Annotated in this window: 28 protein-coding genes; 9 read left to right on the top strand and 19 right to left on the bottom strand. The window is 60.5% G+C overall.

All coding sequences use genetic code 11. The annotated features are described in order from the left end of the window. Positions 1-18: 18 nt before the first annotated feature. From H8790_RS01245 to H8790_RS01225, 5 genes are all read right to left on the bottom strand, one after another. Positions 19-2,001 (bottom strand): TRAP transporter permease, encoded by a 1,983-nt coding sequence (locus H8790_RS01245; protein ID WP_318646859.1) that lies wholly within the window; start codon positions 1,999-2,001, stop codon positions 19-21. A 28-nt stretch (positions 2,002-2,029) separates the two neighbouring features. Then, a complete protein-coding gene (locus H8790_RS01240) occupies positions 2,030-2,527 on the bottom strand; it encodes a DUF1850 domain-containing protein (RefSeq protein ID WP_187333295.1) in 498 nt (165 codons plus the stop codon). Beyond that, entirely contained in the window at positions 2,528-3,556 is a 1,029-nt protein-coding gene (locus H8790_RS01235; protein WP_187333294.1) for a TAXI family TRAP transporter solute-binding subunit, read from the bottom strand. Positions 3,557-3,983: 427 nt separating this feature from the next. Continuing rightward, complete coding sequence (gene thrS / locus H8790_RS01230) at positions 3,984-5,771, bottom strand: threonine--tRNA ligase (protein WP_187333293.1); 1,788 nt, start codon at positions 5,769-5,771, stop codon at positions 3,984-3,986. Positions 5,772-6,298: 527 nt separating this feature from the next. Beyond that, positions 6,299-6,973, bottom strand: coding sequence for a heparan-alpha-glucosaminide N-acetyltransferase domain-containing protein (locus tag H8790_RS01225; protein ID WP_187333292.1), 675 nt, complete (start codon positions 6,971-6,973; stop codon positions 6,299-6,301). 118 nt (positions 6,974-7,091) lie between these two features. Here H8790_RS01225 and H8790_RS01220 point away from each other — a divergent pair, with 118 nt between their 5' ends. Next, on the top strand, positions 7,092-7,979 hold the full coding sequence (locus H8790_RS01220) for a LysR family transcriptional regulator (RefSeq protein WP_187333291.1): 888 nt from the start codon (positions 7,092-7,094) through the stop codon (positions 7,977-7,979). A gap of 33 nt (positions 7,980-8,012) precedes the next feature. Here the strand turns inward: H8790_RS01220 and H8790_RS01215 are convergent, their stop codons facing one another. The 5 genes from H8790_RS01215 to ychF form a co-directional block, all read right to left on the bottom strand. Next, positions 8,013-8,339, bottom strand: a complete 327-nt coding sequence (locus tag H8790_RS01215; protein ID WP_187333290.1) for a hypothetical protein — start codon at positions 8,337-8,339, stop codon at positions 8,013-8,015. Position 8,340: 1 nt separating this feature from the next. Further along, positions 8,341-8,640 (bottom strand): DUF2089 family protein, encoded by a 300-nt coding sequence (locus H8790_RS01210; protein ID WP_187333289.1) that lies wholly within the window; start codon positions 8,638-8,640, stop codon positions 8,341-8,343. Positions 8,641-8,748: 108 nt separating this feature from the next. Beyond that, the gene (locus tag H8790_RS01205) at positions 8,749-9,357 is read right to left on the bottom strand and encodes a sugar O-acetyltransferase (protein ID WP_187333288.1); all 609 of its coding nucleotides are present in this window, start codon (positions 9,355-9,357) and stop codon (positions 8,749-8,751) included. A 62-nt stretch (positions 9,358-9,419) separates the two neighbouring features. Continuing rightward, the gene (locus H8790_RS01200) at positions 9,420-9,626 is read right to left on the bottom strand and encodes a hypothetical protein (RefSeq protein ID WP_187333287.1); all 207 of its coding nucleotides are present in this window, start codon (positions 9,624-9,626) and stop codon (positions 9,420-9,422) included. A gap of 11 nt (positions 9,627-9,637) precedes the next feature. Continuing rightward, positions 9,638-10,729 (bottom strand): redox-regulated ATPase YchF, encoded by a 1,092-nt coding sequence (gene ychF, locus H8790_RS01195; protein WP_187333286.1) that lies wholly within the window; start codon positions 10,727-10,729, stop codon positions 9,638-9,640. Positions 10,730-10,886: 157 nt separating this feature from the next. On the opposite strand from ychF, the gene H8790_RS01190 reads away from it, so the two are divergent. Together H8790_RS01190 and H8790_RS01185 are read left to right on the top strand one after the other, a co-directional pair. After that, positions 10,887-11,183, top strand: coding sequence for a hypothetical protein (locus H8790_RS01190; protein ID WP_187333285.1), 297 nt, complete (start codon positions 10,887-10,889; stop codon positions 11,181-11,183). A gap of 4 nt (positions 11,184-11,187) precedes the next feature. Beyond that, positions 11,188-11,385 carry a helix-turn-helix transcriptional regulator gene (locus H8790_RS01185; protein WP_187333284.1) on the top strand — a complete coding sequence of 66 codons (198 nt, stop codon included), beginning with the start codon at positions 11,188-11,190 and terminating at the stop codon, positions 11,383-11,385. A 143-nt stretch (positions 11,386-11,528) separates the two neighbouring features. On the opposite strand, the gene H8790_RS01180 is transcribed toward H8790_RS01185, so the two are convergent. Continuing rightward, positions 11,529-12,881: a S1C family serine protease gene (locus H8790_RS01180; RefSeq protein WP_187333283.1), complete on the bottom strand. Its 1,353-nt coding sequence runs from the start codon at positions 12,879-12,881 to the stop codon at positions 11,529-11,531. 436 nt (positions 12,882-13,317) lie between these two features. Between H8790_RS01180 and H8790_RS01175 the strand changes: the two genes are divergently transcribed. Genes H8790_RS01175 through H8790_RS01165 form a run of 3 tightly spaced genes read left to right on the top strand, consistent with a single transcriptional unit; the run spans position 13,318 to position 17,064 of the window. Further along, a complete protein-coding gene (locus H8790_RS01175) occupies positions 13,318-14,913 on the top strand; it encodes an NAD(P)/FAD-dependent oxidoreductase (RefSeq protein WP_318646858.1) in 1,596 nt (531 codons plus the stop codon). Further along, positions 14,903-15,868 carry a D-2-hydroxyacid dehydrogenase gene (locus tag H8790_RS01170; RefSeq protein ID WP_187333282.1) on the top strand — a complete coding sequence of 322 codons (966 nt, stop codon included), beginning with the start codon at positions 14,903-14,905 and terminating at the stop codon, positions 15,866-15,868. The genes H8790_RS01175 and H8790_RS01170 overlap by 11 nt, the downstream gene beginning before the upstream one ends. Positions 15,869-15,879: 11 nt before the next feature. After that, positions 15,880-17,064, top strand: a complete 1,185-nt coding sequence (locus tag H8790_RS01165) for an iron-containing alcohol dehydrogenase (RefSeq protein ID WP_187333281.1) — start codon at positions 15,880-15,882, stop codon at positions 17,062-17,064. Positions 17,065-17,100: 36 nt separating this feature from the next. Here H8790_RS01165 and H8790_RS01160 read toward each other — a convergent pair whose 3' ends face one another. The 7 genes from H8790_RS01160 to H8790_RS01130 all read right to left on the bottom strand — a co-directional run bounded on the left by H8790_RS01160 (position 17,101) and on the right by H8790_RS01130 (position 22,942). Further along, complete coding sequence (locus H8790_RS01160; protein ID WP_187333280.1) at positions 17,101-17,832, bottom strand: hypothetical protein; 732 nt, start codon at positions 17,830-17,832, stop codon at positions 17,101-17,103. After that, complete coding sequence (locus tag H8790_RS01155) at positions 17,829-18,680, bottom strand: ABC transporter ATP-binding protein (protein ID WP_187333279.1); 852 nt, start codon at positions 18,678-18,680, stop codon at positions 17,829-17,831. The genes H8790_RS01160 and H8790_RS01155 overlap by 4 nt, the downstream gene beginning before the upstream one ends. Beyond that, complete coding sequence (locus H8790_RS01150; RefSeq protein ID WP_187333278.1) at positions 18,670-19,041, bottom strand: GntR family transcriptional regulator; 372 nt, start codon at positions 19,039-19,041, stop codon at positions 18,670-18,672. The genes H8790_RS01155 and H8790_RS01150 overlap by 11 nt, the downstream gene beginning before the upstream one ends. A 176-nt stretch (positions 19,042-19,217) precedes the next feature. Then, positions 19,218-20,612 (bottom strand): asparagine--tRNA ligase, encoded by a 1,395-nt coding sequence (gene asnS / locus H8790_RS01145; RefSeq protein WP_187333277.1) that lies wholly within the window; start codon positions 20,610-20,612, stop codon positions 19,218-19,220. Between the two features lie 152 nt (positions 20,613-20,764). Further along, entirely contained in the window at positions 20,765-21,667 is a 903-nt protein-coding gene (locus tag H8790_RS01140; RefSeq protein WP_187333276.1) for a hypothetical protein, read from the bottom strand. A 52-nt stretch (positions 21,668-21,719) separates the two neighbouring features. Further along, positions 21,720-22,508, bottom strand: a complete 789-nt coding sequence (locus H8790_RS01135; protein ID WP_187333275.1) for a DUF3021 family protein — start codon at positions 22,506-22,508, stop codon at positions 21,720-21,722. Then, a complete protein-coding gene (locus H8790_RS01130; RefSeq protein WP_243208533.1) occupies positions 22,505-22,942 on the bottom strand; it encodes a LytTR family DNA-binding domain-containing protein in 438 nt (145 codons plus the stop codon). The genes H8790_RS01135 and H8790_RS01130 overlap by 4 nt, the downstream gene beginning before the upstream one ends. Before the next feature lie 199 nt (positions 22,943-23,141). Between H8790_RS01130 and H8790_RS01125 the strand changes: the two genes are divergently transcribed. Next, positions 23,142-23,507 carry a DUF1294 domain-containing protein gene (locus H8790_RS01125; protein WP_187333274.1) on the top strand — a complete coding sequence of 122 codons (366 nt, stop codon included), beginning with the start codon at positions 23,142-23,144 and terminating at the stop codon, positions 23,505-23,507. A gap of 48 nt (positions 23,508-23,555) precedes the next feature. Here the strand turns inward: H8790_RS01125 and H8790_RS01120 are convergent, their stop codons facing one another. Continuing rightward, positions 23,556-24,932: a D-alanyl-D-alanine carboxypeptidase family protein gene (locus H8790_RS01120; protein ID WP_187333273.1), complete on the bottom strand. Its 1,377-nt coding sequence runs from the start codon at positions 24,930-24,932 to the stop codon at positions 23,556-23,558. A 166-nt stretch (positions 24,933-25,098) separates the two neighbouring features. Between H8790_RS01120 and H8790_RS01115 the strand changes: the two genes are divergently transcribed. Both H8790_RS01115 and H8790_RS01110 read left to right on the top strand, forming a co-directional pair. After that, on the top strand, positions 25,099-25,494 hold the full coding sequence (locus H8790_RS01115) for a ComEA family DNA-binding protein (protein WP_187333272.1): 396 nt from the start codon (positions 25,099-25,101) through the stop codon (positions 25,492-25,494). 33 nt (positions 25,495-25,527) lie between these two features. Next, complete coding sequence (locus H8790_RS01110; protein ID WP_187333271.1) at positions 25,528-26,205, top strand: response regulator transcription factor; 678 nt, start codon at positions 25,528-25,530, stop codon at positions 26,203-26,205. Positions 26,206-26,243: the final 38 nt, after the last annotated feature.

The following is a 26,243-nucleotide window of genomic DNA, read 5'->3' as shown; positions in this document are numbered from 1 at the left end:
TCCCTTGATTCATAGATGTCACTTGACAAGCTGGCCCTCTCGTTTGGCGCTCATGCGCTGGTAGAAGATAATGCCGCCCACCAGCACCAGGCCGATGACGTCGGTGACAACGCCGGGGTAGAGCAGCGTCAGGCCGCCCACGATGGACACAACCCGCAGCAGCCAGGGTATTTTCTTATAGATGAAGCCCTCCGTCCCCAGCGCCACGCCAAAGATGCCAAGAAGCGAGGTCAGGATGATCAGCACCACCTCGTACCAATGGGTGTCGATGAACAGCATGGCGGGGTTGAGCGCAAAGACATAGGGGACAATGAATGCGGCGATGGCCAGTTTGGAGGCGTTCAGCGCCGTCTTCATGGGCTTGGATTTTGCGATGGCCGAACCGGCATAGGCCGCCAGGGCCACAGGGGGCGTGATATCCGCCACGATGCCGAAATAGAATACGAACATATGGGCCGCCAGGGTGGGGACGCCCATTTTGATCAGGATGGGCGCACAGGTGGTGGCCATGATGACATAGTTGGCTGTGGTGGGCACGCCCATGCCCAGGATGATGCAGGTGATCATGGTCAGCAGCAGCGCCACGATCAGATACCCGCCGGAGGCGTTGACGATCAGGGTGATGAGCTTGGTGCCGATGCCGGTGGTGGTGATGACGCAGGCGATGATTCCGGCCACCGCGCAGGCAATGCCCACGGTCAGGGTGCTCTTGGCGCCGTTTTCCAGCGCGTCCAAGAAGCGGCTCAGATTCAGCCGGGTTTCCTTGCGGAACATGCTGACAACAATGGCCAGAACAGTCGCCAGGACGGCCGCCATAGCCATGGTGCGGGTGATGATCAGGTACACCAGCAGCAAAAGGGGCAGCAGCAGGTAGCCCTGGGCCAGCATCAGCTTGCCGAACTTGGGCAGCTGATCCCGGGGCAGCCCCCTCAGGCCCAGCTTCTTAGCCTCCAGATGCACCGTGATAAAAATGCCCGTAAAGTACAGCGCCGCTGGCAGGATGGCCCGCACGGCAATGGACCCGTAGGCCACGTTGGCATACTCCACCATCAAAAAGGCGGCTGCGCCCATGATGGGCGGCATGATCTGCCCGCCAGTGGAAGCGGCCGCCTCCACCGCGCCGGCAAATTCGCCCTTATAACCGTTGCTCTTCATCAGCGGGATGGTCACGGCGCCGGTAGTCACGGTATTGCCCACGGAGGAGCCGGACACCATGCCGCACAGGGCACTGGAGATGACCGCCACCTTTGCCGGGCCGCCGGAAGAACTGCCGGCAACGGAGTTGGCCAGTTCAATAAAGAAGTTGGAGATACCCGTTTTCTCCAAAAACGCCCCGAAAATTACGAAGAGGACAATGAACGTGGAGCAGGCCCGGATGGGAGTTCCGATGACGCCCTCCGTCGTGTAAAACAGGTTGTAAATGTTCAGGGCCACCGACTTCTGGGTCAGCGCATAGAGGATGAAGCAGCTGGCCACGATCACAATTGGGATGCCCGTTGCCCTGCGGCAGGCCTCCAGCGTGATGAGTACGCCGATGGCGCCCAAGATCACCTGATAGTTCTCCAACTTGATGCCCTGCTTGATGATGGCCTGGCAGTTTAAGACAAAATAGAAATAGGTACCGCCGCCCACAAAGCCCAGCAGGAGATCATACCAGGGGATGTGGTTCGGCTTCTTTTTCCCATTTTTGGTGGCCGGGAAGATCAGGAAAATCAGAAAGACCAACCCTCCCACGAAGGAGGCGCGCTCAATGCGGGTCTCCCAGTTGAACACCAAATTGATCAGGACGCTGTATACTGCAAAGGCCACCATCAGGTAGCGCACAATACTCCGGGGCACGCCCTCCCAGATGCGGACGTTGGATTCCCGGTCGAACTTCTCCAAAACCGCCTGGGCCTCCGCCTCTGCTGCCGCCTCCGCCCGGAGTTCCTCCTCCGGGCTCAATGGCCTATCTTGTTCGGCGGCCGACCGGGTATCTTCTTTCTTCTTAAAAATTGACAAGGCTCTCCTACCTCCTGTCTAAAATTCCTCAGAAAGGACGCCATTGTACCGTAAAGGTCACTCTGCTGTTGCGCCCGCACAACGCCCGCAGGCTGACTTCCCTCTCTCCAATCCGCAGGATATGATCGGACACCGTACCCACCATATACGTCAGCGGGTCCAGCTTGATATTGATGTTTTTCACCTGCATGGAGCCATCCTCGCCATAGCTCAGCGTCTCGCCGGGGTTGAGCTCCGTCTGTACACCGGCGCCAAAGGCGAAGTAATCCGTCTCCACCACATAGAGGTCGGTGTTGTCCCGCACCTCGTAGATATCCCGCACCGGGGACTTGTTTACGGAGTGGACAAACTCCACGCTGAAGCGGTCCCCCTCCCGTATGGGGTATTCCTCATAAATCTGCCCCGTTTGGGAATTTCGGAGGACCAGATGGTACCCCGGGCTTCCGAACAGGAGGAGCATTGCAGCCGCGGCGACTAAAAGCGCCGCGGCTGCAAGCAGTTTCTGATGTGACTGCGTTCGGCTCACTTACATCGCGCCAACTTCCTTGTAGTACTTTTCAGCACCCGCATGGAAGGGGATGGAAATGCCGGAAACGGCAGTCTCGGTATTGAGCAGCTCACCCTTGGAATGGCCGGCGGCGATGTCGCTCTGATACTCAAAAAGGCCCTTGGTGAACTCATAGATCACATCCTCAGGCACGTCGTTCCTTGCAACGATGGTCGCCATCACGGCCACGGTCTGCACGTCATCCGCCACGCAGCTGTAGGTGCCACCGGGAATGGTGACTGCGGTGTAGAACCCGTAGTCCTTCTGGAGGGCCGCCAGATGCTCGCCGTCGATGGGCAGCACATTGAAGGAGTAAGTGGAGGACAGCTCGGTCACAGCGGTGGTCGGCGCGCCGGCGGTGACAAAGGCGGCATCGATGGTGCCGTTTTTCAGGGAGTCGGCGCTGTCGGCAAAGGACTGGTTGTTGACGGTGATGTCGTCAAAGCTCAGGCCGTATGCCGCCAGGATCTGACGGGCGTTGAACTCCACGCCGGAGCCCGCGTCACCCACGGAGACCTTCTTGCCCTTGAGCTGGTCGATGGAGGTGATGGAGGAGTTGGCGATCACCTGGACCTCCTCGGGATAGCAAGATGCCACGGCAGAGAAGGAGGTGCAGGCTTCTTCCCCATCAAACATGTCAGTCCCGGTGTAGGCGTAGTACATCACGTCGTTCTGCACGATGGCCAACTGGTTCTCGCCGGCATCCACCAGCTGGATGTTGGCCTTGGAGGCGCCAGTGGACACCACGGCGATGTCCAGCACGCCGCCCAGCTTCTCATTGAGCACCTGCGCCAGAACACCGGAGAATCCGTAGTATGTACCGGAGGTGCCGCCGGTGGCCATGGACAGCGAGGTGGGGGTTCCGGACACCGGGCCGGAGGACGCGCCGCTGCCGGAGGCAGACCCGGAGCCGGACCCGGACCCTCCGCCGCCGCCGGAGTTACCGCAGCCGGCCAGCAAAGAGGCGACCATGACCAGCGCCAGGATCAGAGACAAAAACTTTTTCATGTTACTTCTCCTTTACCCAAAAAATTTGGAAGCACGGGTTCTTCCCTGGAGCATATTGTAACCCATTTTGCCCCATTTTGCAAGTGTCATTTCTTTAATTTGCATTTTTTGATTCTCCGCCCGCCTCCCGCACTTCTATTTATTGATATATTTATTGCAAAAACATTGAAATATTTGTCCATATTTTTTATTTTCTACGCCTGATTTTAATATATGTAAAAATTTGGCACAATTTTTGCTTAGTATATTTTTGCATTTTTTATCAAACTAACTTGCAATATTTATAACATTTTTCCTTGTTTTTGCATACTTTGCACATTATTTTTGCAAAGTATCATTCATTTTTTGTTTGTTTTGCTATTCGCTTTGCAAAAAAGCAACCCCGCTATGAAGCGGAGTTGCTTTTTTGCACAAATTCTATCTTCTTTTACTTCTTGGCTTTGGTATCTACAACATTTTTCAGCAGTGCGGCAAACTCGGGAACGCTCATGACACCCAGATCGCCCTCGGCGCGGTGGCGGACAGCCACCTGGCCGTTCTCCACTTCCTTGTCGCCCACCACAAGCATATAGGGCACCTTCTCCAGCTGAGCCTCGCGGATTTTCTTGCCGATTTTTTCATTGCGCTCATCCACTTCCACCCGGAAGCCCTGGCTGAACAGCTCCTTCTGAAGCTTGACGCTGTACTCAGCGGCACGGTCGGTGATGGGCAGGATGCGGACCTGCTCCGGCGCCATCCAGGTGGGCAGAGCGCCGGCGTATTCCTCCAAAAGGTAGGCCAGCGTCCGCTCATAGCAGCCGAGGCTGGTGCGGTGGATGATATACGGGGTCTTCTTCTGGCCGTCCGCATCCACATACTCCATGCCAAACTGCTTGGCCAGCAGCATGTCGATCTGGATGGTGACCAGCGTGTCCTCCTTGCCGAAGACGTTCTTGTACTGAATATCCAGCTTGGGGCCGTAGAAGGCGGCCTCATCGATGCCCACGGTGTAATGGACATCCAGATCGTCCAAAATCTGGCCCATGACGCTCTGGGCCTCGTCCCACTGCTCGGCGGTGCCCTCATACTTGTTGTTGGGGTTAGCGGGGTCCCACTGGGAGAAGCGGAAGGTGCACTTGTCCAGCAGTCCCACGGTGCCCAGGCAGTACTTGGCCAGGTCCAGGCAGCCCTTGAACTCCTCTTCCAGCTGCTCAGGGCGGAGCACCAGATGGCCCTCGGAAATGGTAAACTGGCGGACGCGGATGAGGCCGTGCATCTCGCCGGAATCCTCGTTGCGGAAGAGAGTCGAGGTCTCCCCCAGACGCATGGGCAGGTCGCGGTAGCTGCGTCCACGGTTCAGGAAAACCTGATACTGGAAGGGGCAGGTCATGGGACGCAGGGCAAAGCACTCCTTGGTGTAATCGTCGGGGTCGCCCAGCACAAACATGCCGTCCAGGTAGTGATCCCAGTGTCCGGAGATCTTATAGAGTTCCCGCTTGGCCATATAGGGAGTCTTGGTCAAAAGATAACCCCGCTTTTGCTCCTCGTCCTCCACCCAGCGCTGCAGCGTCTGGATGGTGCGGGCGCCCTTGGGCAGCAGGATGGGCAGGCCCTGTCCGATGACGTCCACGGTGGTGAAGTACTCCAGTTCCCGGCCGATCTTGTTGTGGTCCCGCTTCAGCGCCTCCTCCTGCTGCTTGAGGTACTCGTCCAACTCCTCCTTCTTGGGGAAGGCCACGCCGTAGATGCGCTGGAGCTGCTTGCGGGAAGAGTCGCCCCGCCAGTAGGCGGCGTTGCAGGCGGTGAGCTTGATGGCATTGCCCTTGATGCGGCCGGTGGAGTCCAGATGGGGACCCGCGCACAGGTCGGTGAAGTCGCCCTGCTTATAGAAGCTGATGACCGCGTCCTCCGGCAGGTCGTTGATCAGCTCCACCTTGTAGGGCTCGCCCTTTTCCTCCATGAATTTGACAGCCTCTTCCCGGGGCAGCTCAAAGCGCTCCAGCTTCAGCTTCTCCTTGCAGATTTTGCGCATCTCCGCCTCGATCTTCTCCAGGTCCTCGGGAGTGAAGGTCTCCTCGGAGTCCAGGTCATAGTAGAAGCCGTTGTCGATGCTGGGGCCGATGGCCAGCTTGGTCTCCGGCCAGAGGCGCTTTACCGCCTGGGCCAGGACGTGGGAACAGGTGTGCCAGTAGGTTCTCCGGTACTGCTCATTTTCAAAGGTGTACAGATCAGACATTGCAGTTTCCTCCTTTGCACTGCGGGGCAGGCAAATAAAAAATCCCACCCCTGAAACTCAGGGGTGGGATACAAAAGACGTATTCCACGGTTCCACCCTGCTTGCGCTTTTGAAAAGCGCCGCTCGTGCCCTCTGTAACGGGAGGTCCCGTCCCGGTTTACTGGGGTTTCCCCGTTCAGCGGGCGGCTCCAAGGCGGTGGCTGTTCCGTCTCCGGCGAGGGCCGCTTGCAGCATCTGCGGCCCCTCTCTGTCGTCTTCCCCGGACAGCGTCCTTTTCCAAGCCTTTTCCTATCAATGCACCCTATGTTAGCACGCCTCTCCCCCTCTGTCAAGCGCACATTGTACAAAAATTTGTTCCTGCCCTGTGCATTTTCCCCAAATACGCCCTCCCCTCTCCTGCGCGAATTTCATAAACTATTTTGAAGTAAACTTTTACCATAGAAACAAATTTTATGAAATAATAAACTATTTTCATCAAAATGAATGGGCAGGCGGATGCGCGCAAAAAATAGCCCGCGGCTATGAGTTCATCCCATCAGCGTCCGCAGGGGCACCAGCAGCGCGAAAAGCACAGGCTGATGGAGCAGGTACACCGGAAGTGCCTGGCGGCCCAGCCGGGACAGCGCCGTGGGACGGAGCTGCGCAAACTGCCAGCGCTGCGCCCAGCCGCCCAGCCGCGCGCCGGCAAAAAACAAAAACATCCATGGAAGCAGAGGGAAGTAGTCATAGGATACCATTCCGGGCCAGGGAAGGCCCAGCACCCAGAGCAGGGGGCTGCGCAGCGAGGTGGCCTTCAGCCACAGCAGCGACAAAAAGAAAGCTCCGGTGTGAACCGCCTCCGGCAGGCGGTCGGTCCATCTTCCCACCAATGCGTAGAGAAGCATGCACACGGACAGCAGATGCAAAATCCCGAAGTGGATGGGAAACCCGGCGGCCCGGGTCACAGCAGTGAGGGCCATGGCCACGGCCAAAAGCCGGGCGCCGCGGCGGCCGTTGCTCCTGGAAAAGCGGCAGCACATGCCGGACAACGCCACAAAAATCCCGGCGAACAGATAGTGCCCCGCCGCAAACAGCGGGTTCCAGAACAGCCACCCGGGTGCACCGAAGAGCAGCACCAGGTCGTAGAGCAGGTGGTGAATCACCATCAGCGCCACCGACAGGCCCCGCAGCGCGTCCAGGCGGTGCAGCCTCGCTCTTCCCACAGCCTTCCCCCCTTTGTTGATGCAATTCAGTATGGCAGGTTTTGGCCCGGTTTAAACCTTGCCTTTTTCGACACGCTCCTTTATAATAAAGTTTGATTTTTACATGAGGAGGTCGGCCATGTCAGTCAAGCTGGAGCTCTACCGAATATTCAAAGAGGTGGCGGAGGCCGGGAACATTTCCGTGGCCGCCCGGAACCTCTACATCTCCCAGTCCGCGGTCAGCCAGTCGGTGAAGCAGCTGGAGAACGAGCTGCAGGTGCGGCTCTTTTCCCGCAGCCCCCGGGGCGTGACACTGACCAGCGAGGGACAACTGCTCTATGAGTACGTCCGCAGCGCCATCAGCCTCCTGGAGACCGGCGAGGACAAGATCTCCCAAACCCGGGAGCTTTTGATGGGCGACCTGGTCATCGGAGCCAGCGACACGGTCACCAGCTGGTTTCTGCTGCCCTATCTGGAGTCCTTCCACAAGGAGTATCCGGCCATCCGCCTCCAGATCACCAGTGGGCGGAGCCAGAAAGTGCTGGGCCTTCTCAAATCCGGCAAGGTGGATATCGCCTTCGCCTCCTCCCCCTCCGACCCGGCGGGTCTGAACACCTGGCCCTGTTTTGATACCCACGCGGTGTTTGTGGCCTCGGCCAACTATCCCTGTGACTTTGACCACGTCTACACCCTGGAGGAAATTGCCCGCTTTCCCCTGATCCTTCTGGAGCGGAAGGCCAGCTCCCGGGTGTTTTTGGAGCAGTTCTTCCTGCAAAACGGCATGTCCCTCCACCCGGAGATTGAGCTCAGTTCCCGGGGCCTGCTCATCAAGCTGGCCCAGATCGGCCTGGGCGTGGCCGGCGTCACCCGGGAGTTCGTGCAGCCCGCGCTGGACTCCGGCGCCATCCGTCTGCTGAAGACCAACTTCCAGATCCCGGTCCGGTCTGTGGACATGTGCACGCTGAAAGCTGTTTCCCCCACCGCCGCCGCAGAGCGGTTCATGGCCCTGGTCAAGGCCGGTAAATGATGCAAAAGCCGCCGGGAACTCCCGGCGGCTTTGTTACAGGTCCTGAATATTCATTTTCTCCACTGCGTCTTTTTTCCGCCGCCTTTCCCGGCAGGCAAAGTAGACGGCCAGCAGGACAATGGTGGGTATGTTGCTCAGCAGCATTGTGAGCAGCGCCATCAGCGCGGTCTGGAGCGGACTTTCCATGGCCCTCAGGTTCAGCAGGTATATGAGCGACCACAAAAAGCTCACTCCCGGCAGGATCAGTCCCAGCCACCTGCTCTCCCGCCTGGACAGGAACACCTGCAGCAGGATGACGCCTGCTGTGAACACAAGGAAAAACAAGATACCAAACCAAAGCGTCCTTACTGCAATTTCCATATTATGCGTCCTCCTTCCTCCTGCGGTATTCCGTCACCAGCAGCTTGGCTGTGTCGAAATCCAGCCTGTCGTCCACTGCCAGCCGCTTGATCAGGGCCACATAGGGCTCTTCCTCCGCCTGCTCGCTCAGCCGGATTTTCTGAATCAGCCGGTCCAGCCGCAGGCGCACCGTGGGATAGGTGACGCCGTAGAGCGACGCCATCTCCTTCAGGGACCCCGAGCTGAGGATGAACTTTTTGATAAACGTCATGTCCTCGTCCTCCAGGCCCGCCATCCAATCGGGCAGCAGCTCCATCCCCATCCCCCTCTTTCATAATATTAAATATATACTTTAATTTTATGAAAGTCAATATGAAATATTATTTTTAATTTATTGACAAAGGGTCGTCCCATATGGGACGACCCTTTGTCAATCCAGCGGAACGTCAAATTCCCTGTCTTGGCGGTAGTACCTCCGATCTTCCTCCGTGATCTGCCGCACCACCCGGCACGGGTTGCCCACGGCGATGGTGCGGGCGGGAATGTCCCCTGATACCACGCTGCCGGCCCCGATCACCGCGCCTTCTCCAATGGTGGCGCCAGGCAGGAGCACCGTGTTCCCGCCGATCCACGCATTGTCCCCCACGGTGACGGGCGCGCCATACTCATAGCCGGTGTTCCGGCTCTCCGGGTGGATGGGGTGTCCGGCGGTGTAGAGGGCCACATTGGGCCCCATCAGCACATGGCTGCCGATGGTGACGGGCGCAATGTCCAAAATCACCAGATTGTAGTTGGCGAAGAAGTAGTCGCCCACAGAGATGTTGTACCCGTAGTCGCAGTGGAAGGGCGCCTCCACCGTGAAGTGCTCCCCCGCCCGGGCAAAAAGGCCCTTGAGCAGCTCCATGGCCTCACTCCGCCGGGAGGGCTCCATGTGGTTGAAGCGGTGGATCACCTCTTTGCAGGCCAAACGGTCCTCCGCAAGGCCGCCCACCCAGGGCCGGTAGGGCAGCCCCGCAATCATCCGTTCCCTTTCTGTCATGCTTCTCTCCTCCCTGCTTTTTCAAAAGGCTCAAAAGGCTCCGCTGACAGCGGAGCCTTTCGTCATTTCCCAATGCCGTATATCTCAAAACGGCCGATCAGATTCTGCACGGTGAGCTTATTGGCCAAAAGCTGCTGATAGGTGACGGACTTAACCCGCCCGGCCGCCTTCAGCTCCTCCTGCTGGCGGAGAATTCCGTCCAGCTCCTTCAGCAGGTCCCGGTACATCCGGTCGTAGCGCTCCAGCCGTTCCCGGTCACCCTGTTCCATAGCGCCGCCCATCAGACGTTGAAGCGGAAGTAGATCATATCGCCGTCCTGCACCACGTACTCCTTGCCCTCGCTGCGCAGCAGGCCCTTTTCCTTGGCCGCGTTGACACTGCCGCACTGGAGCATGTCGTCATAGGCGATGACCTCCGCCCGGATGAAGCCCCGCTCGATGTCGGAGTGGATCTTCCCCGCGGCCTGGGGCGCCTTGGTGCCCTTGCGGATGGTCCAGGCCCGGCACTCGTCCTTGCCGTAGGTCAAAAAGGAGATCAGGCCCAGCAGGGCGTAGGAGCACTTGATGAGCCGGTCCAGGCCGGACTCCTCCACCCCTAACTCCTCCAAAAAGAGCTGCTTCTCCTCGCCCTCCAGTTCGGCGATATCCTGCTCCAGCTTGGCGCAGATGGGCAGCACCTGGGCCCCCTCGGCCTGGGCGATGGAGCGCACCTGCTGATAATAGCCGTTCTCCTCCAGGTGGGTGAAGCCCTCCTCGTCGGTGTTGGCGGCGTAGATCACAGGCTTGAGCGTCAGAAGGTCCGATGTGGCCAGCAGTCCCCTGTCCTCCTCGCTGCACTGGAAGGTCCGGGCCAGATTGCCCTCGTCCAGGTGCTTTTGGAGCGCGGTGAACAGCTCCACCTCATGGGCAAACTTCTTGTCACCCTTCATGGCCTTTGTCGCCTTGTCCACCCGGCGCTGCACCATCTCCAGGTCCGCCATCACCAGCTCCATGTTGATGATGTCGATGTCCCGGCGGGGATCCGTGGTGCCCTCCACATGGATGACGTTTTCATCGTCAAAGCAGCGCACCACGTGGATGATGGCGTCGGTCTCCCGGATGTTGGCCAGGAACTTGTTGCCCAGGCCCTCGCCCTTGGAGGCGCCCTTCACAAGGCCCGCGATGTCCACAAACTCGATGACCGCCGGGGTCTTTTTGTCCGGCTGGTACATCTCCGCCAGCTTGTCCAGCCGCTCATCGGGCACCGCCACCATGCCCACATTGGGATCAATGGTGCAGAAGGGGTAGTTGGCGCTCTCCGCCCCGGCGTTGGTGATGGCGTTGAACAGGGTGCTCTTGCCCACGTTGGGCAGGCCCACGATACCTAATTTCATAGAAGCAAATCTCCTTTGCCGTATTTTCGACTTATTATTGTATCATCCGCACAGGAAAAGTGCAAGGAAAAGAAAATGTAAAAAACTGTTGACATTGATTGAAATTGGAGGTACACTGCAAATGTCAAAAATACTTTACATTTGGGGAGGAAACTCTATGAAAAAATCAGATGAAATGCAACTGCACATTGAGCTCTCCGCCATGAAGTGGGCATGGGCGTTCGACGTGGCGGTGCTGTTGGTGTGGGGCGTGTGGGACCGTGCACGGACCGGGCACTTCACAGGCCCCATGTACCTGCTGGTGCTGCAGAACCTCCTGTACCTTGTCGCCGTGCAGATCGGGAAATGGCGGGTCGGAGACGAGGAGGGCAGGCGTGGCCTTGTGGGGTATCTTGCGGCTGCGGCCGGCGTTCTCCTCCTGGGCGGCGCGTTGATGTGGCTGCAGAGGCTGTAGGGAGATGGAAAACAGCATCCGGATGCTGCGCAAGGCCGCGGGGCTGCGGCAGGAGGACCTGGCGGAGCGCCTGGGCGTCACCCGCCAGACCATCAACGCCATTGAAAACAACAAATACGACCCCACGCTGGGCCTGGCCATGCGCCTGGCCCGGCTGCTGAACACCACGGTGGAGGAGCTTTTCCGTCTGCCGGAGGAGTGAGGCGCAAAAAAGGCACACCGTAAAACGGTGTGCCTTTTCATATCTATGTGTACCGCCGGTACGCCCCGTGGCAAGGAGCGGGCTTGCCTGTTCGCAGCTGTTGCCGCGAGACCGCTCATTCGGGGATACGGCCGGAGTGCGCGTTACGCGGCAGTCCCGCTGCCCGGGCGGGAGCCGAAAAAGTAGTCAAACAGGTCGCCGGGATAGCCGCCGGTCTGATCCTGGGTGGCGCTGGTGGTGGCATCGTGCTGATTGTCCTGATTATCCGGCAGGGTGCCAAAGGTCAACTGGAGCTCAATGTCCTCTCCGCCCCGGAACACCGTCACGGCGGTGGTGTCGCCGGCGGCGTAGCCCTTCTTAGCGGCGGTCAGGTCCTCCAGGGAAGCGATGGTCCTGCCGTCGATGGCGGTGATGACGTCGCCCACCTGCAGCCCGGCCTTCTCAGCGGCGCCGCCAGGCTCCACGGAGTAGACGTAGACGCCCTCGGTCAGATTGGTCTGCTGGGCCATGGCCGCGTTCATGGTGCCCACAGTGGCGCCCAGATAGGGCTTGTTGGTCACATAGCCGTTGGTCATGATGTCCTCGATCATGGCCCAAACATCGTTGATGGGAATCGCAAAGCCCAGGCCCTCCACCGACTCGGAGGAGTAAGAGGAGTATTTGGCGGAGACGATGCCCACCACCTCGCCGTACTCGTTGAACAGCGGGCCGCCGGAGTTGCCGGGGTTGATGGAGGCGTCGGTCTGGATCATGTTGAAGGGCGTGCCATCCACGTTGATGGCGCGGTTCACGCTGGACACCATGCCGCCGCTCATGGAGAAGGTCAGTTCACCCAAGGGGTTGCCCACGGCCAGTACATGGTCGCCCACATTCAGGCTGTCGCTGTCGCCCAAAACAACGCTCTGCAGTCCGGTGGCGTTGATCTTCAGCACGGCGATATCGTAGTCCTCATCGCCGCCGATGACCGTGGCGTCGTAGGTTTCACCGGAGTACAGCGTCACCTTCACGGAGGTGGCTCCGTTGATCACGTGGTGGTTGGTGACGATGTATCCATCCTGGGAGATGATAAAGCCGCTGCCGGAGGATGCGCTCTCCACCACCTGACCAAAGATGTTGGTGCTGGCGGCAGAGGAGTTGATGGACACGGCGCTGTTGACGTTGGCGGCGTAGTTCTCTGCGTCGGAGAGAAGCTTCTGCCCGTCCACCGACACTTTGTTGACCTTCACCGGGGTGCGGGTGCTCATCTGGACATTGACTTCGTCGCCGCCGCGGCTGACGCCCCACATCACGCCCGCGCCGGCGGCGCCGCCCAGCAGGGCACAGCTCAGGGCCAGCGCCGCGATTTTGAGCCCGGCGCGGCTTTTCTTTTTGCGTTCGGGCTTTGCCTCCCAGGGTTCGCGGTAGACCGCCGGTCCGGCGGTGGGGGCTTCTGCGGTATGTTCGGTACCGTCCTTGCGGTAAGTGTAATGGTACAGGTTGTGTTCGTCGTTATACATAACTGATTCCTCCTTGTGTAACGAGTCCCTCACATTGGGACTCAGTATATCGGCTCTTTATGTCCAAAGTATGAAAAATGCTGTTGGATTATTTGAATTTTTGCTTGAGGGTCTTTTCTTCCAATATTTCGAATTCCTTTTCACATCTGCTGAGCGCAGTATAGCCGGGGTATCTTAAATGGACTTTAAAATCAGGCGTCAAATTATAACCGTTCTGTGAACATTTTTCAAAATACCATTGGATTTTGCTGGAATTGCATACTACTGAAACAGAAAACCAATCACGCGGCAGGCGCACATGTCACTGAAAAAAATAAAGCGCCCAAGGAAGACAGCGCCTCCATCTTATGATATACTTGCTGTGGACTTCCACGCCCTGAATAGGGACAGGGCGTCTGAATACATGATGTTCTCCGCGAGGGCGGAGGGAAAGCTGGTGAATCGTTTGCTGAAATTAGAAGGGCTGAAGCTTGCCCCAGGCCAGCCGGAGTCCGCGCTGTGGAAAAAGGCGGCCCGGGAGCTGCATGTCCCTGCCGTGGAATCGCTGCGTGTCCTGCGCCGCTCCATCGACGCAAGGGACGGGTTGTTTTTTGTCTATTCGGTGGCCGTAACGGTGCAGGACGAGGAGGCCGTGCTGCGCCGCCATCCCCGCCTCTCCCGCTATGAAGAACCCCTTTACCTTCCGCCGGCGCCTCTTGATCGCGCCGTGGAACCGCCGGTTGTGGTGGGCGCCGGGCCGGCGGGCCTTTTTTGCGCATTGCTCCTGGCCCGCGCCGGGGCCAGGCCCATTCTGCTGGAGCAGGGGCAGGGCGTGGAGCAGCGCCGGCAGGACGTGGAGCGCTTCTGGTCCACCGGCGAGCTGAACACACGCTCCAACGTCCAGTTCGGTGAGGGAGGCGCAGGGGCCTTTTCCGATGGAAAGCTCAACACCGGCACACGGGACATCCGCCACCGCTGGATTCTGCGCCAGCTGGTCTCCTGGGGCGCACCGGAGGACATCCTCATCGACGCCAAGCCCCACGTGGGCACGGACCGACTACACGTTGCCCTTCAGGGGATGCGCCGGACGCTTCTGGACGCGGGCTGCGACATCCGCTTTGGCCACGCCCTGGTGGGAATCCACAGCAGGGACGGCGCCGTTGCCTCCCTGGACGTGGAGGGCCCCGGCGGCCTCTACTCCCTGCCGGCCCGGCAGGTGGTGCTGGCCCCCGGCCACAGCGCCCGGGACACCTTTTTCCTGCTGCAGGACCTGGGGGTCCATCTGGAGGCCAAATCCTTCTCTGTCGGCGTGCGCATCGAGCACAGCCAGTCGGACATGGACGCGGCCCAGTACAAGCGCTACGCCGGCCACCCCTGCCTTCCCGCCTCCAGCTATAAGCTCTCCTGCCACCTAAGCAGCGGCAGGGCGGTCTACTCCTTCTGCGTCTGCCCCGGAGGCCAGGTGGTGGCCGCCGCGTCGGAGGAGGGCCGGGTGGTCACCAACGGCATGAGCGAATTTGCCCGGGACGGAGAAAACATCAACGGCGGATTGCTGGTCAGCGTGACGCCGGAGGACTACGGCGGCGGCCGGGACGCGCTGGCCGGCATCGCCTTCCAGCGCCGTTTGGAGGAGGCAGCCTACGCCCTGGGCGGAGGCTGCTACCGGGCGCCGGCCCAGCGGGTGGAGGACTTCCTGGCCGGGCGGCCCTCCACCGGGCCAGGAGCGGTGCGGCCCACCTACCGTCCCGGCGTCACTTACACCGACCTGCGCCGGTGCCTGCCGCCCTTTGTGGCCGACGCCATCGCCCAGGCCCTGCCCCTCCTGGGCCGGAAGGTCCGGGGCTATGACGCGCCGGACGCGCTCTTGACGGCGGTGGAGAGCCGCAGCTCGTCTCCGGTGCGCATTGTGCGGGATGAAACGTACCAATCCTCCCTCCGGGGCCTGTACCCCTGCGGCGAGGGAGCCGGTTACGCCGGCGGCATCTTATCCGCGGCCGCCGACGGCATGAAATGTGCGGAACAAATTTGGGAGGTACTCCAACATGAAGCATGAAATCTGTGTGGTCAATGATTTTCTCACCGCTGCCCACAGGGAAAAAGTATGCGCCGCAGCGGAGCGGCACGGCTACACCGTCCGCTTCTTCGAAACCCCCGAGGCGGCTGAAGGCCAGCTGGGCCAATGTGAAATCCTCTACAGCCACTATCCAGACCTCCTCCGCCAGGCGCCGGAGCTGAAGTGGTACTGCTGCTCCTTTGCCGGGGTGGAGCCCTATATGCAGCCCGGCATTTTCCCCAACGAGGAGTGCCTGCTGACCAACTCCTCCGGCGCCTACGGCGTCACCATTGCCGAGCACATGGTCATGGTGACGCTGATGCTGATGCGGCGGATCATGGAATATCAGGCCTCCATGGCCCGAAGGGAGTGGATCCAGGAGCTGCCCATCCGCTCCATATTAGGCAGCCGCATCACCGTGCTGGGCACCGGTGACATCGGCAGCAACTACGCCCGGCGGGTCAAGGCCATGGGCGCGGCAAAAGTGGTCGGCGTCAACCGCAGCGGCGGCTCCGGAGAGCCCGCCTACGACGCGGTCTATCCCTCTGCCCGGCTGGAGGAGGTGCTGCCCCAGACGGAGGTGCTGGCCATGGCCATGCCTTCCACGGCCCAGACCGCGGGCATCCTCTCCCGGGAGCGGATCGCCCTGCTGCCCCAAAATGCCCTTGTCCTCAATGTGGGCCGCGGCTCCGCCATCGACCAGGAGGCTCTCATCGAGGCGCTGAACGCGGGCCGCATCGCCGGGGCGGCATTGGACGTGATGACGCCGGAGCCCCTCCCCGCAGACCACCCCCTGTGGTCCGCCCGGAACGTGCTGCTGACGCCCCATATCTCCGGCGACATGACCTTGGGCTGGACCTGCGATAAAAATGTGGATCTGTTTTGCGAGGACATTGAAAACTACTGTACCGGGCGTCCCCTGATCCACGCGGTGGACCGGACGCTGGGCTATTAAAAGGAGCATTTATGGAAAACTTTACATTTTACTCCCCCACCTACTTCTCCTTCGGCGACGGGGCCGAGTCCCAGGCGGCCGATCTGGTCCGCCGCTTCGGCGGCTCAAAGGTGCTGATCCACTACGGCGGCGGCTCCGTGATGCGCAACGGTGTATACGACAAGGTCACCTCCGCTCTCTCCGCCGGGAACATCCCCTTTGTCTCGCTGGGCGGCGTACAGCCCAACCCACGCGCCAGCCTGGTCTACGAGGGCATCCGGCTGTGCCGCGCTGAAAGCGTGGACTTCATCCTGGCCTTAGGCGGCGGCAGCACCATCGACTCATCCAAGGCCATTGCCGCCGGCGTCCCCTATGACGGGGACTTCTGGGACTTTGTCACCGGCAGGGCCCATCTGAGCGCCACGCTTCCCGTGGGTACGGTGCTGACCATCTCCGCAGCCGGCAGCGAGGGATCCAACAGCTGCGTCATCACAAAGGACGAGGGGATGCTCAAGTGGGCCTTTCCGGGAAATGACCTGCTGCGGCCCAAGTTCTCCATCCTGAACCCCCGCTTTACCTGTTCCCTGCCCCCCTACCAGACTGCCTGCGGCATCACGGACATGATGGCCCACATCCTGGAGCGCTACTTTACCAACACGCCGGAGGTGGAGGTCACGGACCGGCTGTGCGAGGGCCTTTTGAAGGCGGTTCTTCACGCGGCCGGTGAGGTGATGGCCGATCCTCAGAGCTACAGCGCCCGCTCCGATCTCATGTGGGCGGGGATGCTTGCCCACAACAACCTCTGCGGCGTCGGCCGGGAGCAGGACTGGGCCAGCCACCGCATCGAGCATGAGCTCTCCGCCGTCTACGACTGCGCCCACGGCGCGGGCCTCGCGGTCATCATGCCCGCCTGGATGGAGTATGTCCTGCCCCATGACCCGGCCCGCTTTGCCCAGTTCGCCGTCCGGGTCTGGGGCTGTGAAATGGACTACTCCCACCCGGAGCGTACCGCACGGGAGGGCATCGCCCGGTTCCGGGCCTTTCTCCGCTCCATCGGCATGCCCACCAACTTCCGGGAACTGGGCGCCCGGGAGGAGGACATCCCGAAGATCATGGAACACGAGCGGCTCAAAGGGGAGGTCCATGAGGGCCATTTTGTCCCCTTGGGCGACGCCGACGTGGAGGCCATCCTCCGGCTGGCAGCCAGGAGCAATTGACAAAAAAGGCAGTGGACTTCCGTCCACTGCCTTCTTCTATTTGGCCGCCTTGACCGCCGCCCGGCGCAGCAGCAGCCAGTTCACCACGATCCCCGCCGCCGACAGCGCCGCCAGCACCGCAATGAAGTTCCAGGGGGACTGCATCAGAAACCCCACCGCCCGGAGCCCCGCCTCCGCCACGGCCTCCTCTCCCGCCAGATAGATCGCCAGATAGGGGACGCCGTTTGCAAGCACAGGGATGGCCACGGCCACCACCACAGTCCAGAACTTGTTGAGCCGCCAGAACAGCAGGGAGAAAAAGCTGCCCCAGACGGCGGCGCAGAGGCCCAGCATCAGGACAAAGATCATGCTCATGGCGTGCTGGCCCATGGTCAGCACCGGCTGGTCGGCTCCCACATAGAGCATCTGGTACAGATCAAAAAGGAAGATATTTGGGCGGCCGCCCAGCACCACCTGGGCAGTGCCCACAAAGACCTCGCCCGCCGCGGCCATGGTCCCGGCCACCGTCAGCAGGGTGATCAGATTCCCCAAAAAGGCGGAGCGTCGGCCCACGCCGCATTGGGCGGCCAGCCGGACGTCCTCCCGGATGGCGCAGATGCCCAGGACAAAGAGCATAATGACCGTGCTGAAGCCGTAGGCGCTGAAGCTGATCCGCTCTTCGCCCGTTTCAATGCAGGCGATCACTGCCACGATCAGCAGCATGACCCCCCAAAAAGCCACCACGCCCTTCATCATATCCGTGTAGCGGTAACGAATCAGTGCTTTCATTTCCGGTCCTCCTCTTTCATCAGGCTGATGAAGTAGTCCTGCAGGTTCATTCCCCCGATCTCCAGCCCGTCGGGCAGGGGATCCGGCTGACCCTGGACACAGGCGGTCTTCAGGCCGCCCAGGGCAGTTTCGGACAGCACATGGCGGCCCGACAGGTATTGCTCCATAGCCGCAGCCGGGCCGGACACCGTGTAGGCGCCCTCCATCAGTTCCTCGGTGGGACCCTGGCGCAAAATGGCGCCGGAGCGGATGATGAACGCGTAGTCGATCAGATTGGCAGCCTCCGCGATCAGATGGGTGGAGAGCACCACCGCGCAGGGGTGCTCCGCGTACTTCTCCAGTACAAGCCGGTAAAAGAGCTCTCTGTGCTGGGCGTCCAGTCCCAGGACCGGCTCGTCAAAGAACAGATAGGGCGTGTTCACCGCCAGTCCCAGCACAATGCGGAAAATGGAGCCATAGCCGGTGGAGAGGGAGGTGATCTTCTGCTTCAGGTTCAGGCCGAACAGCTCCGCCGTGCGCTCCGCCAGGGCCATGTCAAAATCCGGGTAAAAGGATGCCACCGTCCGCAGCGCCTTTTTCACCCGCATATCCTCGGGGAAAAAGTTCTGCTCCCCCACCAGGAAGACCTTGGACAGCGCCTCGTCGGACCGGTTCTCCGTGCCGTCGATGCGCACCGTTCCCCCGTCGGCGCGGACGCGGTCTGTGATGATGTTCAGCAGTGTGGACTTGCCTGCCCCGTTGTTGCCCAACAGCCCATAGATATGGCCGCCCTCCAGCGTCAGCGACACGTCGCGCAGCGCCCGCGTCTCCCGGAAGGACTTGGTAATATGTGTGATCTCAATTGCCATTGTCTTCAAATCCTCTCTCAATCAATCCGGCCAGCTCCTCCCGGGTCATCTCCAACCGTTTGGCCTCACTGACCAGCTTCTCTACATAGTCGGTGTAAAACCGCTCCCTCCGCACTCTGCGCAGCTTCTCTCTCGCCCCCGGCGCCACAAACATGCCAACCCCCCGCTTCTTGTACAAAAGCCCTCCGTCCACCAGCAGATTGATTCCCTTCAGCGCTGTGGCCGGATTGATTTGATACGCCACGGAATACTCCGTGATGGAGGGAACCGGCGTCTCCTCTTCGTAGACGCCCGTTAAAATAGCCTCCTCCAGCTGTTCCGCCAGCTGAAGGAATATGGGCCGCTCGTCGTTGAACTGCACGGCGTCACCTCCCTCTTAGCTTAGTTAATTAGTGAAGTAATTAACCGTGTAACTAACATACCACTGTCAGCACCGGTTGTCAACTGTTTTTTGGATGGAACATGTGATCACGCCAGCAGCAAGGCGCCAATGGCGCAAAAAAGGCAGTGGACTTTCGTCCACTGCCTTTTTTGATTTTAAAATTCGGCGTTGCCCACGGTGCGGGGATGGGGCAGCACGTCGCGGATGTTGCTGACGCCGGTGAGATACATCACCATGCGCTCAAAGCCCAGGCCGAAGCCCGCGTGGGTGCAGCTGCCGTAGCGCCGCAGGTCCAGATACCACCAATAATCCTCCGGCTTCATGCCCAACTCCCGGATGCGGCGCTCCAATACGTCCAGCCGCTCCTCGCGCTGGCTGCCGCCGATGATCTCGCCGATGCCGGGCACCAGGCAGTCCGAGGCGGCCACGGTCTTGCCGTCCTCGTTGAGGCGCATATAGAAGGCCTTGATCTCCTTGGGGTAGTCGGTGACGAACACCGGCTTTTTGTAGATCTGCTCGGTGAGGTAGCGCTCATGCTCCGTCTGAAGATCACAGCCCCACTCCACCTTGTAGTCGAACTTGTCGTTGTGCTGCTTGAGGAGGTCCACCGCCTCGGTGTAGCTCACCCTGGCAAAGTCGGAGGAGGCCACGTGGCTCAGCCGCTCAATGAGGCCCTTATCCACAAAGCTGTTGAAAAAGTTCATATCGTCGGGGCAACGCTCCATGACCCGCCGGATGATGTGCTTGATCATGGCCTCCGCCACGTCCATGTCGCCCTTGAGGTCCGTGAAGGCCATCTCCGGCTCGATCATCCAGAACTCAGCGGCGTGGCGCTGGGTATTGGAGTTCTCCGCCCGGAAGGTGGGGCCGAAGGTGTAGACGTCGCCGAACGCCATGGCAAAGTTCTCGGCGTTCAGCTGGCCGGAGACCGTCAGGTTGGCGCTCTTGCCGAAAAAGTCCTCGCCGTAGTCCACAGCGCCGTCGCCGGTGCGGGGCAGGTTCTCCAGATCCAGCGTGGTCACCCGGAACATCTCGCCGGCGCCCTCGCAGTCGCTGGCGGTGATGATGGGCGTATGGATATAGACAAAGCCCCGCTCCTGGAAAAATTCATGGATGGCATAGGCCGCCGCGCTGCGCACCCGGAAGACCGCGGAGAAGAGGTTGGTCCGGGGCCGCAGATGCTGGATGGTCCTGAGGTACTCCACGCTGTGGCGCTTTTTCTGCAGCGGGTACTCAGGGCTGGAGGTCCCCTCCACACGGACGGAGGACGCCCGCAGCTCCAGGGGCTGCTTCGCCTCCGGGGTCAGCACCACAGTGCCGGTGACCACAAGGGCGGCACCCACATTCTGTCCGGCGATTTCCTTATAATTTGCCACCTCGCCGTCCGCAAATACCACCTGCAGGTTGCGGAAGCACGAGCCGTCGTTCAACTCAATGAAGCCGAAGGTTTTCATGTCCCGGATGGTGCGGACCCAGCCGCCCACCTGGACCTCCTTGCCGGACAGGGCTTCGCTGTCGGCATAAATGGCCGCTACTTTCGTGTAACTCATCTTTTTCACCCGTTTTTCTTGTTTTTGCCTGTGGCTGCAAATTATATGGTATTGTACCCTATTTTTTCCCATATTACAAGAGGAAACGGACTTTTTACACGTTGAACGTTCGAGTCGCGGACTCCGCGGCGTATTTTTCCGTCAACGCGCCCTCAGGAGATTGCCTCGCCGCCCACCTGGTAGTCCGACCACTCCCCGCTGCTTCCGCGCACGGAGGTGCAGTCCGAGAAGAAATAGGCCCCGGTGCCGCTGCGCCACTTCTGGGCGTCGAACGTCACGGTGTCGCTGACATGGTAGTCCTTCAGCGGCGAATCCTCCCCCTCCTGGACGGTGGGCAGGCTGAACGCTACCTTACTCTCCTTTTCCCTGATGGAGAAGAGGCAGCCGTCGGCCCACTGGTAGAATTTGGCGTCGCTGCCCTCAAGGGGCTCGCCGGTGATATAGCCCTGCTCCAGCAGCTCCTCATAGGTGCCCTGGACGGGTGCAAGGCCGTGCTCCTCCCCAAAGGCCCAAGCCACGGCGGACTGCTCCGCCGCGCTCAGCCGGGTACCGGAGAGGTCCACGCCCAGCTCTGTGATGTTCTCGTTGAGCCCGCTGTCCACCTCCCAGAGGTCCTCCAGCACATCCAGGTACAGCTCCGCCAGATCGTCAAACCCTTCGGAACGCACGTTGATGCTGGTGACAGAGCCCAACTGGGCCGGGAACGTCTCCATGACGCCGCCGTCATAGCAGACCTCCACCAGCATACCGCTCTCTATCTCGTCGGCGGCGGAGGACTCGCCCTCCAGCGTAACCGGCAGGCCGGAGGCATCCAAGCGGTATACGTCGCCGCTGCCCCCATCCTGCTTCGCCAGAAGAAGAGAGCCGTCGTCCTCGTCAATGATCCGGCAGACCACCACGGCACTTCCTCCCGAGCTGCTGCCGTCCGGGACGGAGCTGCTGGCGGACCCGCCGCCGGAAGAGCTTCCCCCTCCAGAGGAATCGCCCGGACCGCAGGCCGCCAGAACTCCCATGCACAGTGTCAAGCCCAAAAGGGCGCAAACCAATCGTTTCATGCCATCAGCCTCCTTTTGAGATTGTGACGGCCCCGGCGGCCAATTGGTTCCATCATGCGGAGTTTCGCTTCCGATATGCCCGGACGGCCGCGCCCACAAGGTTGCCAAGCAGCGCCGCGGCGCCGGCCACCCCCGCCTGGAACAGGGCGCTGGAATTATACAGCCAGAAGATGTGGGGGATGGTCAGCACCGCGCAGACCACAGGGTACAGCGGCGTGATCCCCCACCGCTTCCCCAGGCTCAGCGCAGAAGAAAAGCAGACAACAGGCAGAACCAGATACGGATACAGCAGCCCCGTGAGCACGGGGAAATCCCTGGCGTCCACCAGCCGCAGAAGCGGCGGCAGCACCAACTCCACCGCGGCGATCAGCACCATATCCGGCATTGTCTCCCGCCACCGCAGCATCGAGGGCGGCGGCGTCAGCTTCAGCTTCTCCCGGATGCTGTCCACATCCCGGCGGCAGCCGTAAAACCGCCTGGCCCAATCCATCACAAAAAGGATCAGCGTGCCGCCGATCCAGAGATTGACGCCCTCCTGATGCTGCCAGTCCCAGCCGTGGAGCGTCCAGGTCCAAAGCGCCATGCCGGTGCCCACTATCAGGAAGCTGATGAGGGACTTTTTCAAAAAGCTCATGGTCTCCCGCTTCCAAAGCAGCGAGATCAGCCCGGCGCAGAGGCCAAAGCCGGCGAATGCCGTCACCTGCGCGGCCCGTGCCCGGCCCACGGTGCCGCAGGCCTCCACCAGCGCGCCGGCGGGTTCGCCGCCGCTGTAGAGGAGGAACCACACCCCAACGCCGTACAGCGCCCCCAAGGCGAGGCGCGTCCAAATCTCACGTTTCATATTCCCAGCGCCTCCTTGATCTTTTTCACATACCGCCGGGAGACGTAGCACACCGTCCCTCCGGCCAGCGTCATGCGGATGGTGCCGGACAGGCTCAAATCCAGGCCCGCCACCTGCCTAAGATTCACGATCTCCGAGTGGGAGATGCGCACGAACTGCCCCGGCAGCCGCTGCTCCAGCTCGTAGAGCCGCGCTTTCAGCGTGTAGACGCCGCCCCCGGTCTGGGCGCAGACCTCCTTGTCCTCCCCGTAGAGCCGCAGGATGCTGTCTATTTTCAGCAAAGACGCCTCGCTGCCGCGAAAGCCCGGGATCAGGTCCATGGCCGCCGGCTGGAGGCTGTCGATCAGCGCCTTCACCTCCGGCGTCATGGCCGGAGCATAAATTACCACCTTGGCCTCCAAGCGCTCCGGCTCTATTTTTACCTCAATTTCCAAGGCTCATCCTCCTCTCTGGGCTCAGTATAGCGGACGGCCGCCCCGCCGTCCAGCACTTTCCGACCATCGGCTTCCCCGGCGGGACAGACGGCAATCCCCACCGGGCAGCGGCGGCAGAATCAGCCGCCCTTGCAAAAGGCGCAGTCATCTGATAAACTGAATAAATTGGAAGCCAATCCAGTTCACGAGGAGGATTCCCATGCCTTTGTTCTTAACTGCCCATTTACCGGAGGCCCACAACGATTCGTTCCTTGTCTTCCTCGGCTCCCCCTGGGGGCTACTAAGCGGCTATCTGCTGGCGATCAACCTGATCGCCTTTCTGATATTCGGCGTGGACAAGTGGAAGGCAAAGCGAAAAAAGACCCATGAATCCACCCGCCGGGTCCCGGAGAAGACCCTCTTTTTGCTGGCGGCCTTAGGCGGCAGCTTGGGCGCGCTTTTGGGGATGAAGGCCTTTCACCACAAGACGCTGCACAAGACCTTTACCATCGGCATCCCGCTGATTTTAATCCTTCAGATTGTGATTCCCCTGGGCTTATTCGTCTATTTCCGCTTTCTCCGCTGAGGCCATCGTCCAAATAAAAAGCCGTGGAATTGCTTCCACGGCTTTTTCTCATCTTCGTCTTCCCCGGTAGTTGCGGCCCCGGCCCACTTTTCTGCCGTAGCGGTAGCGCCGCCGGCCCACCGTCAGCTTCCAGCCCGCCAACAGGAGGACCAGCAGCAACAGGATCACCAAAATCACCTTGACGATGGTCTTGGAGAAGAAGTCCTTCACGTTCTTCTGGAGAACCAGCAGCCTGGACGCCTCGATGCTGTCGTAGGCCAGCAGCTTCACCGTAGCGTAATCGCGGTCCTCATAGCTGAGGGTGACCTCCCCCAACACATCGCCCTTCTCCACCGGCGCCTCCACCGTATCCTGGTAAAGCGTAACCCTCCGTTTCAGGCTCTCCGGCTCCAGGCTGTTGGGCAGCAGGGCCTCCACATCCGACGCAGGATGGGCCACCACATAGTTCACATCCTTGGACAGCGACACAGGCACCTCCTGGATCATATCGGCCTGGGTCAGGATGGTCTTGCGGGAGAAGTTGTTGAAGCCCCACTCAAAAAGGCGCTTTGTCTCGGAAAAGCTCTGGGTCTGGGTCTTTCCGTCGGTCAGGGAAACCCGCTCCGCCCCAAGCACCACGCTGATGAGGGAGCGGCTGCCCTCCACCGCGGAGGAAACCAGGCAGTAGCCGGCGTCGGAGGTGGACCCGGTCTTGATGCCCCGGGCTGCGGAATAGGTGTAGCCGATGGCCCGCCAGTTGGACAACAGGTAGTTGGTGGTGTGCAGCACCCGCGCCTCCGACAGGTTGGTGGCCGGCACGGTGATCTGGGCGGTATTGCAGATGGTCATGAAATCCGGATGCCCCATGGCCTCCTTGGTGATGAGGTAGATGTCCCAGGCGGAGGTATAGTGCTTGGGATCGTGGAGGCCCGTGGCGTTGACAAAGTGGGTGTTGGCGCAGCCGAGCTCCTCCGCCCGCTGGTTCATCCGCTCCACAAACGCGTCCACGCTGCCGCTGACCCGCTCGCCCAGGATGTTGCAGGCCTCGTTGGCGGAGACCACCAGCATACAGTAGAGGAGGTTCTCCACGCTCATGGTCTCCCCCTCTTTGATGTTGGCGGAGCTGCCGTCGTCCGCCAGGCCCTCAAGAGCGGTGGCGGTCACGGTGATCTGCTCGTCCATGGAAAGCTTTCCGCTGTCCACCGCCTCCAGCACCAGCAGGGCCGTCATCACCTTGGTGATGCTGGCCGGATAGAGCTCATCGTGCTCATTTTTGGCATAGAGGACCTCTCCGGTGTCCCCATCCACCAGCAGCGCAGCCTTGGCCGCGACCTCCATCACCGGGGCGCTGTCCCCCTCCTCCGCGGGCGCGGCAAGGGGCACGGCCACCAGGCTCAGCACCAGGGCCAGTATGAAAAAAACAGACGCGAACCGTTTCATTTTCATGGTACACTCCCACAATCTATGCTATAATAGCTCCAAAGCGGCCATTATGCTGAAATCCAGATGGGACCTGCCGCGATGATGCGAACGGCAGTCTCCCCCAAGTTTCGACTTTATAGTAGTATATCAAATATTTTTCTTGAGTTCAACTGTGAGAAGGAATTTACAGATGATAAAAACCGACTGGGCGCTGCTGGCAATCACCCTCTCTTTTCTTCTGGTGCTGACCGCCATGTATTTCAGCGACCAGAGCCGCCGCGACGCGGGAACCTACACCATCACCACCGCCCAGGCAGCGCCGGAGCCCACCGCGCCCCAGGTTCGGCCCATCAACCTGAATACCGGGGACATGGACGAGTTGACGCTGCTGCCCGGCATCGGGGAAGTCATCGCCCGGCGGATCATCGACTACCGGGAGAAACACGGCCCGTTCCAGTCCATTGAGGAGATCATGAACGTCAGCGGCATCGGCGAGGCAACTTTCGCGGACATCAAGGATCAGATCACCGTGCGGGCAAGCTGGGTGAAGGGGCCTCCCGCCCGATATGGAAAGCGCCCCGCCTGAGGCGGCTGAAGTGTAAAAAAGGAGGACAAGATCTTGCGGATACTGGTCGTGGACGATGAAAAGCTCCTGGTCAAGGGGATGAAATTCAATCTGGAGAACGAGGGGTATGAGGTGGAGTGCGCCTATGACGGCGCGGCGGCGGTGGAGACAGCCCGGGACGGCCGGTTCGACCTTATCATCCTGGACGTGATGATGCCGGAGGTGGACGGGCTGGAGGCCTGCATGCGCATCCGGGAGTTCTCCAACGTGCCCATCATCATGCTCACCGCCAAAAGTGAGGATACGGACAAGATCATCGGCTTTGAGTGCGGCGCCGACGACTACATCACCAAGCCCTTCAACATCCTGGAGCTGAAGGCCCGGGTCAGGGCCCTGCTGCGGCGCAGCACCGGCGTCCAGCGCTCCAGCGGCGGCACGCTGACCGTGGGGGACATCACCCTGGACACGGAGCAGCGTGTGGCCGTCCGGGAGGGCCGGACCGTGGACCTCACCGCCAAGGAGTACGACCTCATCGAGCTTCTGATGCGCAACCCCCGCCGGGTCTACAGCCGGGAAAACCTGATGAACGTGGTGTGGGGCTATTCCTACGCGGGGGACTACCGGACGGTGGACGTCCACATCCGCAGGCTCCGGGAGAAATTGGAGAAGGTGCCCGCGGAGCCGGAGCATATTCTGACCAAGTGGGGAGTGGGCTACTATTTCAAGGCATAGCTTACAGTACAAGTTCGGCCTGTCCTACATCCTTGTCA

Source organism: Oscillibacter hominis (genome assembly GCF_014334055.1).
Classification (GTDB): domain Bacteria; phylum Bacillota; class Clostridia; order Oscillospirales; family Oscillospiraceae; genus Oscillibacter; species Oscillibacter hominis.
Note: the sequence above shows the minus strand (reverse complement) of the source record. Positions and strands in the feature narration are given on the sequence as shown.